Origin of the sequence: Bradyrhizobium sp. Mp19 (assembly GCF_029952935.1) — a bacterium.
In the GTDB taxonomy this organism is placed as follows: Bacteria; Pseudomonadota; Alphaproteobacteria; order Rhizobiales; family Xanthobacteraceae; genus Bradyrhizobium; species Bradyrhizobium elkanii.
Genome location: NZ_JASAUT010000006.1, coordinates 279,781 through 293,787, shown reverse-complemented (window position 1 = coordinate 293,787; position 14,007 = coordinate 279,781). Strand labels below are relative to the sequence as shown.

Sequence of the window (14,007 nt, the reverse complement as noted above, 5' to 3'; positions counted from 1 at the left end):
AGAACGAGGGGGCGTCGGCGCAGTACGTGTTCACGGCGACGCTCTCGAACGCTTCGGAAGGTATTACCACGATCCACACCGATCGTGGCGACATCACGATTGCGGATGGCCAGACGGTCGGCACGCTGGCTCTCGATGCCAACAACGGCGAGGATGTCTACAAGGACGCCAGCACCCTGACCGCGACGATCACCGGGACCGAGGGCGGCAACTTCGAGAATCTGGTGGTCGGGACGGCGACGGCGACGGCGCACGTCAATGATACCATCACCGACGCGACGGTCAATCTCAGCGCCTCGACGCAGAACGAGGGGGCGTCGGCGCAGTACGTGTTCACGGCGACGCTCTCGAACGCTTCGGAAGGTATTACCACGATCCACACTGATCGTGGCGACATCACGATTGCGGATGGCCAGACGGTCGGCACGCTGGCTCTCGACGCCAACAACGGCGAGGATGTCTACAAGGACGCCAGCACCCTGACCGCGACGATCACCGGCACCGAGGGCGGCAACTTCGAGAATTTGGTGGTGGGGACCGGCTCGGCGACGGCGCATGTCGACGACACCATCACCGACGCGACGGTCAACCTGACCGCCTCGACGGTGCTGGAGGGTGCGGTCGCCAACTACACCTTTACCGCGACGCTGTCGAACGCTTCGGAAGGCGTCACTACGGTGCACACCGACCAGGGCGACATCACGATCGCGAACGGCCAGACTACGGGCACGCTGGTGATCGCCTCGGGCAATGGCGAGGACGTCTACAACGATGCCAGCCAGCTGATCGCCAACATCACCGGGACCGACGGTGGCAACTTCGAGAACCTCGTCGTCGGCACCGGATCTGCGACGGCGCATGTCGACGACACCATTACGGACGCGACGGTCAACCTCAGCGCCTCGACGGTGCTGGAGGGCGCGGTCGCGAACTACACCTTCACCGCGACGCTGTCGAATGCCTCGGAAGGCATCACCACGGTGCATACCGATCAGGGCGACATCACCATTGCGGATGGGCAGACGGTCGGCACGCTGGTGATCGCCTCGGGCAATGGCGAAGATGTCTACAACGACGCCACGAGTCTGACCGCCAACATCACCGGGACCGAAGGCGGCAACTTCGAGCACCTGGTGGTCGGCACTGGCACTGCGACCGCCCATGTCAACGACACCGTCACCGACGCGACGGTGAACCTCACTGCCTCGACGGTGCTGGAGGGCGCCGTTGCCAACTACACCTTCACCGCGACGCTGTCGAACGCCTCGGAAGGCGTCACCACGGTGCATACCGACCGGGGCGACATCACCATTGCGGACGGGCAGACGGTCGGCACGCTGGTGCTTGCCTCGGGCAATGGCGAGGACGTCTACAAGGATGCATCGTCGCTGACCGCAACGATCACCGGAACCTCGGGCGGCAATTTCGAGCACCTGGTAGTCGGCACCGCGACGGCGACGGCCCATGTCGACGACACCATCACCGACGCGACGGTGAACCTGACCGCCTCCACCGTGCTGGAGGGGGCGGTCGCCAACTACACCTTCACGGCGACGCTGTCGAACGCCTCGCAGGGGGAGACGACGGTCCACACCGACCAGGGCGACATCAGTATTGCCAACGGCCAGACCACCGGGACGCTGGTGATCGCCTCGGGCAATGGCGAGGACGTCTACAACGACGCCAGCCAGCTGACCGCCAACATCACCGGGACCGACGGTGGCAATTTTGAGCACCTGGTGGTCGGGACCGGTTCGGCGACGGCCCTTGTCGACGACACCGTCACGAACGCGACGGTCAACCTCAGTGCCTCGACGGTGTTCGAGGGTGCGGTCGCGAACTACACCTTCACCGCGACGCTGTCGAACGCCTCGGAAGGCATCACCACGGTGCACACCGACCAGGGCGACATCACGATCGCCAACGGCCAGACTACGGGCACGCTGGTGATCGCCTCGGGCAATGGCGAGGACGTCTACAACGACGCCACGAGTCTGACCGCGACCATCACGGGAACCGAGGGCGGCAACTTCGAGAACCTCGTCGTCGGCACCGGATCTGCGACGGCGCAGGTCAATGACACCATCACCGACGCGACGGTCAACCTGACCGCCTCGACGGTGCTGGAGGGCGCGGTGGCCAACTACACCTTCACGGCGACGCTGTCGAACGCCTCGGAGGGGGTGACGACGGTCCATACCGACCAGGGCGACATTACGATCGCGAACGGCCAGACCACCGGAACGCTGGTGATCGCCTCGGGCAATGGCGAGGACGTCTACAATGACGCCACGAGTCTGACCGCGACGATCACCGGGACCGAGGGCGGCAACTTCGAGAACCTCGTCGTCGGCATCGGATCTGCGACGGCGCATGTCGACGACACCATTACGGACGCGACGGTCAACCTGACTGCCTCGACGGTGCTGGAGGGCGCGGTCGCCAACTACACGTTCACGGCAACGCTGTCGAACGCCTCGGAAGGCGTCACCACGGTGCACACCGACCAGGGCGACATCACCATCGCCAACGGCCAGACCACCGGAACGCTGGTGATCGCTTCGGGCAATGGCGAGGACGTCTACAACGACGCCAGCCAGCTGATCGCCAACATCACCGGCACCGAGGGCGGCAACTTCGAGCATCTGGTGGTCGGGACTGCGACGGCGACGGCGCATGTCGACGACACCGTCACCGATGCGACGGTCAACCTCAGCGCCTCGACGGTGCTGGAAGGAGCGGTCGCGAACTACACCTTCACGGCGACGCTGTCGAACGCATCGGAGGGCGTCACCACGGTCCATACCGACCAGGGCGACATCACGATTGCCAACGGCCAGACCACCGGAACGCTGGTGATCGCCTCGGGCAATGGCGAGGACGTCTATCAGGATGCATCGTCGCTGACCGCCAATATCACCGGGACCGAGGGCGGCAACTTCGAGAACCTCGTCGTCGGGACCGCGACGGCGACGGCGCATGTCGACGACACCATCACCGATGCGACGGTGAACCTCACCGCATCGACGGTGCTGGAGGGCGCGGTCGCGAACTACACCTTCACCGCGACGCTGTCGAACGCCTCGGAAGGCGTCACCACGGTGCACACCGACCAGGGCGACATTACGATCGCGAACGGCCAGACCACCGGGACGCTGGTGATCGCCTCGGGCAATGGCGAGGACGTCTATCATGATGCATCGTCGCTGACCGCCAACATCACCGGGACCGAGGGCGGCAATTTTGAGCACCTCGTGGTCGGCACCGGGGCGGCGACGGCGCATGTCGACGACACCGTCACCGATGCGACGGTCAACCTGAGTGCCTCGACTGTGCTGGAGGGGGCGGTCGCGAACTACACGTTCACGGCGACGCTGTCGAACGCCTCGGAAGGCGTTACAACGGTGCACACCGACCAGGGCGACATTACGATCGCGAACGGCCAGACCACCGGAACGCTGACGATTGCCTCGGGCAATGGCGAGGACGTCTATCAGGATGCATCGTCGCTGACCGCCAACATCACCGGGACCGAGGGCGGCAACTTCGAGCACCTGGTGGTCGGCACCGGGACGGCGACGGCGCATGTCGACGACACCATTACCGATGCCACGGTCAACCTGACCGCCTCGACCGTGCTGGAAGGAGCGGTCGCGAACTACACCTTCACCGCGACGCTCTCGAACGCCTCGGAAGGCGTTACCACGGTGCATACCGACCAGGGCGACATTACGATCGCGAACGGTCAGACCACCGGAACGCTGGTGATCGCCTCGGGCAATGGCGAGGACGTCTACAACGACGCCACGAGTCTGACCGCGACCATCACGGGAACCGAGGGCGGCAATTTTGAGCACTTGGTAGTCGGCACTGGGGCAGCGACGGCTCAGGTCAACGACACCATCACGGACGCGACGGTCAACCTGAGTGCCTCGACGGTGCTGGAAGGAGCAGTCGCGAACTACACGTTCACGGCGACGCTGTCGAACGCCTCGGAGGGCATCACCACGGTGCATACCGACCAGGGCGACATCACGATCGCCAACGGCCAGACCACCGGAACGCTGGTGATCGCCTCGGGCAATGGCGAGGACGTCTATCAGGATGCATCGTCACGGACAGCCAACATCACCGGCACCGAGGGCGGCAACTTCGAGAACCTGGTGGTGGGGACCGGGGCGGCGACGGCCCATGTCAATGACACCGTCACGGATGCGGCAGTCAACCTCTCCACGTCGAACGTGACCGACCATGATCCAACCATCACGTTCACGGCGACGCTGTCGAACGCCTCGCAAGGCGTCACCACGGTGCATACCGATCAGGGCGACATCACCATCGCCAACGGCCAGACCACGGGCACACTGGTCGTTAGCACCCCCAACTCGTCGAGTTTGACCGCGACGATCACGGGGACCGAAGGCGGAAACTTCGAGCATCTGGTGGTCGGAACCGGGACAGCCACTGCGCAAATTATCGACACGACACCGCCGACCGTTGCGGTCGACATCGTCGCCACGTCGCTGAGCGACGGCACGCCGAGCTCGAACGTGACCTTCACCTTCAGCGAGGCGCCAGGCGCCAGCTTCACGGCCGCCGACATTACGACGACCAATGGCACGATCAGCGGTCTGACCCAGGACGACAGCACGCACTATCACGCCACCTTCACCGCAACCGACGGCGTCTCTGCCACCGGATCGGTGTCGGTAACGGCCGGCAGCTACACCGACGCGGCCGGCAATCTCGGTGGTGCGGGGGCTGACACGGTCGCCATCGATCGGCTCAACCCGACCGTCGCGGTCGACATCGTCGCCACGTCCTTGAGCGATGGCACGCCGAGCTCGAACGTGACCTTCACCTTCAGCGAGGCGCCGGGTGCCAGCTTCACGGTCGCCGACATTGCGACGACCAACGGCACGATCAGCGGCCTGACCCAGGACGATACCACGCATTACCATGCGACCTTCACGGCAACCGATGGCGTTGCCGCAATTGGATCGGTGTCGGTGACTGCGGGGAGCTACACCGACGTCGCCGGCAATCTCGGCGGCGCGGGATCTGACACCGTCTCCATCGACCGCCAGGAACCGACTTTCACGAGTTGGTCCTACGTAACGTCGGGCGGTTCGAACAAGCGCATCGTCGTAACCGGGATCGACGATCCAAATGCCACTTTCAGGATTTTCGACAACACGCAAAATCGAGACTTGACGTGGCAGTCGATCACCAAGAATGGCACGACTTGGACCTTCAACAGTATCGACAATGGAGCAACCATTCAAAACGACTCCATAACGGTGACGATAACCGATGCTGTGGGAAATTCGTCCTCCCAGACTCATAAGGCACCGGCGGGCGTCGCGGGAGAACCGATCAACCTAGGTCTGACCGATCCCACCGGAAACCACGGCGAGGTGTCTCTCACGATAGCAGGGGCTCCATCCGATTGGACCATCAGCGGAGGAACACACAATTCAGACGGTTCGTGGACGGTGGTGACCAATGACGTCGGTTCGCTGACCGTAACAACGCCGTCGTCCTATGCCGGCGCGCTGGTGCTCAATGTCACGGAGACCTGGATAAATGCCGACGGCAGCACCGGAAGAGCAACCGTTCTCGACAACGTCGAAGCTTACGCACCGGGCAATCCGATTTTTGCCATCTCCGGCGATGATAATCTCACCGCCTCGGGCGGAAACGATCTGCTCGTGTTCGCGCAGCCGATCGGACACGATGTCGTCTACAGTTTCGATCTGATGTACGACAAAATTGACTTGATCGGCTACGCCGAGTTCACGGCGTTCGCCGATATCCAGGCGCATACGGCGAATAACGCGGCGGGAAATGCCGTGATCACGCTGGGTGATGGTCAAACAATCACATTGGACGGCATCGACGCCGGCTCGCTCTCGGCCGACGACTTCGTATTCGATCAGACACCGGTGGTCGAGAACTCTGTCACGATGACCATCAGCGATGGCGCAATCCTGCCGTTGTCCGGCATCATCCACAATACAGGAACAATTTCGCTGGGTTCGACCGGCAGTGAGACCGACCTGCGGCTCATCGAGCACGGCATATCGCTTGAAGGCGGCGGTCAAATGCTGTTGTCCGACAACATCGGAAATGTCGTCAGCGGTGCGGTTTCCGATGTGACGCTGACGAACGTCGACAATACGATTTCCGGCGCCGGTCAGCTCGGCGCGGGCACGATGACGCTGATCAACCAGAGTACGATCGTCGCGACCGGGGCCAATGTGTTGGAGATCGATACCGGAGAGAACGCGGTCATCAATTCCGGTACCCTGGAGGCGACCGGCCCCGGCGGTTTGGTGATCGACAGCGCGGTCACCAACTCCGGTCTGCTCTGGGCTAACGGCGGCAATATCATTGCCAATCACGATGTCAGCGGGGGTGCGGCGCAGATTAGTGGCACCGCAACGCTCGAACTGCGCAACATGGCATCAACCGACGTAAAGTTTGACTTTGATGCCATCGGAACCCTGAAGCTCGATCATTCCGTCAATTTCACGGGGTCCATCGTCGGTCTAAACGCGGACGATCAACTCGACCTGGCCGATATTCTGTCAGGTGCAGGAACGACGGCCAGTTATGCCGCAAATGCGGCGGGCGACGGGGGAATGCTCAGCATAAGCGATGGTGCCCACACAGCTCATATCGCTCTCCTGGGACAGTACTCAACGGGCGCTTTCGAAGTCGGAGCAGATGGTGCCGGCGGAACTCTGATCAGGTATCTCGATCCACACGCGTTGCTGTAAGACATTGCCGGCGGAGGCTGCTTGCGCTCTCAATCGTTTTGTTGAACGTTCAGTAAAGTTGCGTACTAAACATACCGGCTGTGGCTAACCTTCCGGCTTTCCTGTTATCGGGACGGGCCGAATTGCGTCGGGCGGACCAGATCGGCAATCGTGGTCCGCCACATCCGCTGCAAATCTCGAACATTTTGTTGCATTGCAAACGTCGGCGCTTGCCCGTGCGAGCGCCGCGAATATTTTCGCCAGGGTCGCGAGAACCGGCTTGACGGCTCAAAAATTTTAGTACTACGTTTAGTAATACAAAAAACTAAACATCGCGCATCGAGCGCCGATGTGCAGGAGGAGCCCAAGCCAATGCCGTCTCCGGCAACGGTCCGTCTCGTCCTTCACTCGTCGCTCCTCAAACTCGGTTTCAGGGTCTTGGCGTCGCTCCGGCAGAGCGCGCCGAGCGGGTTGGATGCTTCAACGAGAGAGGAAACGGATATGCGAACATTCAATTGGCTGAGAAGCTCGGCGGCCACCACGGTTCTCGGGGCGGCGCTGCTGGGGATATTTGGCGGAGGCGAAGCTGCGGCCCAGGGTAAGCAGCTCACGCTGTGCTGGGCGGCATGGGATCCGGCCAACGCGCTGGTCGAACTCGGCAAGGATTTCACCAAGCAATCCGGCATCGAGATGAAGTACGAGTTTGTCCCCTGGACGAGCTACGCGGATCGCTTCCTCAACGAGCTCAACTCCCACGGCAAGCTCTGCGACCTGATCATTGGCGACAGCCAGTGGATCGGCGGCGCCGCCGAGAACAAGTGGTACGTCAAGCTCAACGACTTCTTCGCCAAGGAGAAGATCTCGATGGACGACTTCGTCCCGGCGACCGTCGTTGGCTACTCGCAGTGGCCGAAGAACTCGCCGAACTACTGGGCGCTGCCGGCGATGGCCGACGCGGTGGGCTGGACCTATCGCAAGGACTGGTTCTCGCGGCCCGACATTCAGTCGGCTTTCAAGGCCAAGTACGGTCGTGATCTGGGGCCGCCGAAAACCTATGACGAGTTGAAGCAGATCGCGGAGTTCTTCCAGGGCCGCGAGATCGACGGCAAGAAGGTCTATGGCGCCTACATCTTCACCGAGCGCGGCTCCGAAGGCATCACGATGGGCGTGACCAACGTGCTCTACAATTACGGCTTCAGCTACGACAATCCGAAGAAGCCGTACCAGATGCAGGGCATCGTCAATTCCGCCGAGGCGGCCAAGGGGCTCGAGTTCTACAAGGAGCTCTACAAGTGCTGCACCGCGCCGGGCATGACCAACGCCTACATGCAGGAAGGGCTCGATGCCTTCAAGTCGGGCCAGGTGGCGATGCAGATGAACTGGTTCGCCTTCTTCCCCGGCCTCTACAAGGATCCGAATGTCGGCGGCGACAAGATCGGCTTCTTCGTCAATCCGGCCGGCCCGAACGGGCACTTCACCCAACTCGGCGGACAGGGCATCTCGGTGGTTGCGACCTCCGACCGCAAGGACGACGCGCTCGCCTATATCAAGTGGTTCGCGCAGCCCGCCGTGCAGCAGAAATGGTGGCAGATCGGCGGCTACTCGGCGCTCAAGGCGGTGGTCGACGCGCCGGACTTCCCGAAGAGCGCAGCGTTCGCGCCGCAATTCCTGGAGTCGATGGGCATCGTCAAGGACTTCTGGGCCGAGCCGTCCTACGCCCAGCTGCTGCTTGATATGCAGAAGCGGGTGCATGACTACGTCGTCGCCGACAAGGGCACGGCGCAGCAGGCGCTCGATCTCCTGGTCAAGGACTGGACCAAGGTGTTCAAGGAACAGGGCAAGGAAGTCGCCTCCTCACAATAGCCCGAACTCCGCGTCCCAACTGAACTGGCTTCCCCGAGGTCAGCCTCGGGGAAGCCGAACCAGCCCAGCCGATGGACAAGATGACGACGATCCTGCAACCCGATCATGCTACGATCCCGGGCGTGAGCGAGCCCGCCAAATCCCGCGCCGCGCGCCGCGTCCATGGTCTGTCCGACCGGACCATCGCGTGGCTGTTCGTCGCGCCGACGATTGCGCTGCTGCTCGCGATCAACATCTTCCCGCTGGTCTGGATGATCCGGCTGTCCTTCACCAGCCTCAACCTCAGCATGTCCTATCTGCCGCTGCGGTTTGTCGGGCTCGACAATTTCAGCGACATACTCAACGACGAGGACGTCTGGTTCCGGCTCCAGACCACGGCGCAATTCGTGATCTGCTCGGTCGCCCTGCAGGTCGTGGTCGGCTTTGGGCTGGCGCTTCTGATCAACCGTCAATTCCGCGGCCACAGTTTCTGGACCACGATCATCCTGCTGCCGATGATGCTGTCGCCGGCGGTTGTCGGCAATTTCTGGACGCTGCTGCTGCAGCCGCAGATCGGCCCGTTCAACTATCTGATCAGCTTGTTCACCGGTGTGCCGCCGAGCTCTTTCAGCATGACAGGGCAGGTCGCGCTCGCGCCATGGACCATCGTGCTCGTCGACACCTGGATGTGGGCGCCGTATGTGATGCTGATCTGCCTCGCCGGGCTGCGCTCGATCCCGGACTATATCTACGAGGCGGCTGAGGTCGATCGTGCCTCGGCCTGGCGGCAGTTCTGGTCGATCACGCTGCCGATGACGGTGCCGTTCCTGATGCTGGCGGTACTGTTTCGCGCGATCGAGAACTTCAAGATGTTCGACATGGTCAACCTGCTGACCTCGGGAGGGCCGGGGTCGACCACCGAGCTCGTGTCGATCACACTCAAGCGCGCGGCATTCGAGAAGTGGCGGACCGGCTATTCCTCCGCGCTCGCCATCATTCTGTTCGTGACCGTGTTCGGTGCCGCCAACATCTACGTCAAAGCGCTCAACAAGGTGAAGCAACGATGACCGCTGCCGTCGCCAAATCCGTCCTGGCCAGATCCAGCGCACACTCGATCGTCGAGGCCTCACCGCGCACCAAGGCATTCGCTGGTGCTCTCGTCATCCTCTATGCGTTGATCACGATCCTGCCGCTAGTCTGGATCGTCGCCACCGCCTTCAAGTCGCAAAGCGATGCCATCGCCTATCCGCCCAAGGTGATCTTCGAGCCGACGCTCGAAGGTTATGTCAACCTGTTCACGGTGCGCACCCGCCAGACACCCGATTTCATCGCCAAGTTGCCGCCGCCGGAAACCTTGTATGACAAGCTCGTCCGCAAGCATGACATGGTCATTGCCGGACCGTCCAAGGTCGTCCCGCGCTTCGTCAACTCGCTGATCATCGGGTTCGGTTCGACCTTCCTCGCCGTCTTCCTCGGTACGCTCGCGGCCTACGCCTTCTCGCGCTTCCGCATTCCGCTGGCCGACGATCTCCTGTTCTTCATTCTCTCGACGCGGATGATGCCGCCGGTCGCGGTCGCGATCCCGATCTATCTGATGTACCGGCAGCTCAACCTGACCGACACCAGGCTCGGAATGATCCTGCTCTATACCGCCGTGAACGTCTCGCTCGCGGTCTGGCTGCTCAAGGGGTTCATCGACGAGATTCCGCGCGAGTACGAGGAGGCGGCCCTCGTCGACGGCTACACGCGACTGCAGGCGCTGCGCAAGGTGGTGCTGCCGCAGGCCGTCACCGGAATTGCGGCGACCGCGATCTTCTGCCTGATCTTCTCCTGGAACGAATACGCCTTCGCGGTTCTGCTGACCAGCGGCGAGGCGCAGACCATGCCGCCCTTCATCCCTTTCATCATCGGCGAGGGCGGGCAGGACTGGCCGGCGGTTGCCGCCGCGACCACGCTGTTCGTCGTCCCGATCGTCATGTTCACCGTGCTGCTCCGCAAGCATCTGCTGCGCGGCATAACTTTCGGAGCGGTGCGCAAATGAGCGGTTCTGTTGTTGCCAAGGGGACCAAGGGGACATTGCATCGCTTGTTCAGCCGCGGGCGCTGGGAGGCCGTTGCGATGATCCTGATCGGAGGCGGCATCTTCATGCTGGTGCAGCCTTTCTCGATCGATCTGTACAGCTATTCATTCGTGACGATTCTCGCCGGCACGGTCGGCTTCGTCGTCGTCAGCCACTTTCCGGAATAGGGCCATGGCTCAGATCCGCATCGAAAATCTTCGCAAGTCGTTCGATCAGTTCACCGCGGTGGAAGGATCGAGCTTCACCATCGACGACGGCACGTTCTTCGCGTTGCTCGGCCCCTCCGGCTGCGGCAAGACCACCACCTTGCGCATGATTGCCGGCCTCGAGCTGCCGACCGAGGGCAAGATCCTGCTCGACGGGGAGGACGTCACGTTCCACCGCGCCGCCGCCCGCGACATCGCGTTCGTGTTCCAGCTGTTCGCGCTCTATCCGCACATGAATGTCGGGCAGAACATCGGCTTCCCGCTGAAGTGCCAGGGCATGGCGCGGCCCGAGATTCGCGAGCGGGTGCAGGAGACCGCGCGGATGCTGCGGATCGAGCATCTGCTGTCGAGCAAGACGTCAAAGCTCTCGGGCGGCGACCGCCAGCGCGTCGCGCTCGGGCGCGCCATGGTGCGGCGCCCGAAGGCCTTCCTGATGGACGAGCCGCTGGGCGCGCTCGACGCCGAGTTTCGTCATCTGATGTGCGGCGAGCTGCGCGATTTGCACGATCGCATCAAGGCGACCACGGTCTATGTCACCCACGACCAGCTCGAGGCGATGTCGATGGCCGACCAGATCGCGATCATGAACAAGGGGCGCGTGGAACAGATCGGTACGCCGCAGGAGGTTTACGACCGGCCCGCCAGCATGTTCGTCGCGGACTTCATCGGCTCGCCGCCGATGAACTTCCTGCGCTTCGAGAGCGGCCTGCGGTCTGGTGACCGGGCGATCAATTTCCACGACGCCAGGCTCGCGGTGCCCGAGATCCGCGAGGACCGCGCCAGCGCTGCGCTGGCGCTCGGAGTTCGTCCGGAGCATATTCGATTCACCGACGCCGGATCCGTTCGTGGCGAGGTGTTCGGCGCGGAATATCTCGGCACGACGCAGATCGTCACCATCGACACGGCGTATGGGCGGCTCGCGGCGCGGCTGCCGTCGAGCGCCTCGGTGCGAATCGGAGAGACGGTCGGCCTCGAATTCAACTCTGTTCGGCTCTCACTGTTCGATGCCGGCAGCGGCCTTGCAATCAGGACCGCCGGCGAGGAGGGCGTGCGCCATGGTTGACGTCAGCTTGCGCAATATCAGCAAGCGCTTCGGCGCGGTGGAGGCGGTGCGCGACCTTTCGCTGACGGTGAGCGACGGCGAATTCCTCGTCCTGCTCGGGCCGAGCGGTGCCGGCAAGACCACGACGCTGCGACTGATCACCGGGCTCGAGAGCCCCGACGCGGGTTCGGTCATGATCGGGGGGCGCGACGTGACGCATGAGCCGCCGGGTGCACGGGACATCGCATTCGTGTTCCAGCAATATTCGCTGTATCCGCATTTGTCGGTCTATGACAACCTCGCGTTCCCGCTGCGCTCTCCGGCGCGGCGCGTGCCGGAGCCGCTGATCCGCAAGCGTGTCGAGCAGACCGCGGAGCTCCTGCACATCGCCAGCAAGCTGAATAATCGCGCCACCCGCCTGTCGGGAGGTGAGATGCAGCGGGTCGCGATCGGCCGCGCACTGGTGCGCGATCCCTCGATCTATCTGATGGACGAGCCGCTGTCGTCGCTGGATGCAAAGCTTCGCGCCGAGCTTCGCCTCGAGCTGAAGCGGATCCAGCTCGAGCTCGGCGCGACCATCTTGTATGTGACCCACGATCAGGTCGAAGCCATGACGATGGCATCGAGGATCGGCGTGATCAGGGACGGCCGGCTGCTTCAGCTCGGCACGCCGAGGGAGATCTACGAAAATCCAGCCAGCAGCTATGTCGCGTCGCGGCTCGGGACGCCCCAGATCAATTTCCTGCCCGCACGGCTGCTGTCCGATGTGGCGATACCGCCGGAAACCGAGACGGTCGGCATCCGCACCGAGCACCTCCAGATCGCCGCGCGCAACGGCGGGCAGATGATCGGCCGGGTGCATCGCGTCGAGCACCTCGGCGAGCAGAATCACGTTCACCTCGACTATAAGGGCGAAACACTGGTGACGCTGGCGGATCCGCATCAGCCGTTGCGGGCCGGCCAGGAGGTTGAATTGCAACTGGTGCGGCCGCTGTGTTTCGACCGTGCGGGGCAACGTATCGGCGCGATGGTTCAATAGAGGAGCGAGAGGTTCAGATAGATGTCTGTGCAACCCGAGACATTCAAGTCGCTGCTCAAGGCGGCCGCCGAGCAGGTCATCGCGAGCGCGCCGGAGCTCACGAGTCTGGACCAGGCGATCGGCGACGGCGACCACGGGACCAACATGAAACGCGGCTTCGAAGCCGTGCTCGGCAAGCTCGATGCCATCTCGGCGCAGCCGCTCAACGAGGCATTTAAGACGATCGGCAAGACCCTGGTCATGACGGTTGGCGGCGCCTCCGGCCCGCTCTATGGCAGCTTCTTTCTCGCCGCGGGCGAGGCGTTGTCGCAAGACAAGCATCTGCCTGATGATCTCGCCGACGTGTTCGGCAGCGGAGTGGACGCGGTGAGCGCGCGCGGCCGCTCGCAGGCCGGCGAGAAGACGATGCTCGACGTGCTCGTTCCGGTGCTGGAGACGCTGAAAGCGGGCGCCGGCCAACCCGATCTGATCGCACGGGTGCGCGCCACCGCGGCTGAAGCGGTCGAGCGCACGGTGCCGATGCAAGCCACCAAGGGCCGGGCGTCGTTCCTCGGCGCGCGCAGCGTCGGTCATGTCGATCCCGGGGCACGATCGAGTTGCGTTCTGCTGCAGGCTGTATGCACTGGCCTGGAGGCGCGGCAATGACCGACACCGTAGGGATCGTGATCGTCTCGCATTCCCGGGATATCGCCAAGGGAACCGCGGACATGGTGCGGCAGATGGTGGGCAGCGAGGTCAAGGTCGCCTTCTGCGGCGGCAATCCCGATGGTGGTCTCGGCACCAGCGTGCCGCTGATCATCGACGCCATCAACGACGCCTGGTCGTCGAAAGGTGTTGCTGTGCTTGTCGACCTCGGCGGCGCCGAGACGAACAGCGAAATGGCGGTCGAGATGTTGGAGCCGGCGCGGCGTGATCTCGTTGTCGTCTGCAACGCGCCGATCGTCGAGGGCGCCGTCATGGCGGCGACCGAAGCTGCGGGCGGCAGCTCGTTGGCCCAGGTCAGGGCCGTGGCCGAGGAACTCTCTGCCGACTGAGGC

General features: G+C 63.1%; 9 protein-coding genes. All 9 read left to right on the top strand.

What is annotated here, in order from left to right:
• Window positions 1-6,782: immunoglobulin-like domain-containing protein (locus QJT82_RS10955; RefSeq protein ID WP_348652646.1), on the top strand; the 6,782-nt coding region annotated here is incomplete at its 5' end.
• A gap of 480 nt (window positions 6,783-7,262) precedes the next feature.
• On the top strand, window positions 7,263-8,624 hold the full coding sequence (locus QJT82_RS10950; RefSeq protein WP_028339391.1) for an extracellular solute-binding protein: 1,362 nt from the start codon (window positions 7,263-7,265) through the stop codon (window positions 8,622-8,624).
• 71 nt (window positions 8,625-8,695) lie between these two features.
• Window positions 8,696-9,670 (top strand): sugar ABC transporter permease, encoded by a 975-nt coding sequence (locus QJT82_RS10945; RefSeq protein ID WP_155258372.1) that lies wholly within the window; start codon window positions 8,696-8,698, stop codon window positions 9,668-9,670.
• Window positions 9,667-10,644 (top strand): carbohydrate ABC transporter permease, encoded by a 978-nt coding sequence (locus QJT82_RS10940; protein WP_264641794.1) that lies wholly within the window; start codon window positions 9,667-9,669, stop codon window positions 10,642-10,644. Before QJT82_RS10945 ends, QJT82_RS10940 begins: the two co-directional genes overlap by 4 nt.
• On the top strand, window positions 10,641-10,850 hold the full coding sequence (locus QJT82_RS10935) for a hypothetical protein (RefSeq protein WP_028339389.1): 210 nt from the start codon (window positions 10,641-10,643) through the stop codon (window positions 10,848-10,850). Before QJT82_RS10940 ends, QJT82_RS10935 begins: the two co-directional genes overlap by 4 nt.
• A gap of 4 nt (window positions 10,851-10,854) precedes the next feature.
• Window positions 10,855-11,952 (top strand): ABC transporter ATP-binding protein, encoded by a 1,098-nt coding sequence (locus QJT82_RS10930; RefSeq protein ID WP_028339388.1) that lies wholly within the window; start codon window positions 10,855-10,857, stop codon window positions 11,950-11,952.
• Window positions 11,945-12,970 (top strand): ABC transporter ATP-binding protein, encoded by a 1,026-nt coding sequence (locus QJT82_RS10925; protein ID WP_028339387.1) that lies wholly within the window; start codon window positions 11,945-11,947, stop codon window positions 12,968-12,970. The genes QJT82_RS10930 and QJT82_RS10925 overlap by 8 nt, the downstream gene beginning before the upstream one ends.
• 21 nt (window positions 12,971-12,991) lie before the next feature.
• Window positions 12,992-13,615: a dihydroxyacetone kinase subunit DhaL gene (gene dhaL / locus QJT82_RS10920; protein ID WP_028339386.1), complete on the top strand. Its 624-nt coding sequence runs from the start codon at window positions 12,992-12,994 to the stop codon at window positions 13,613-13,615.
• Window positions 13,612-14,004 carry a dihydroxyacetone kinase phosphoryl donor subunit DhaM gene (gene dhaM / locus QJT82_RS10915; protein WP_028163196.1) on the top strand — a complete coding sequence of 131 codons (393 nt, stop codon included), beginning with the start codon at window positions 13,612-13,614 and terminating at the stop codon, window positions 14,002-14,004. The genes dhaL and dhaM overlap by 4 nt, the downstream gene beginning before the upstream one ends.
• Window positions 14,005-14,007: the final 3 nt, after the last annotated feature.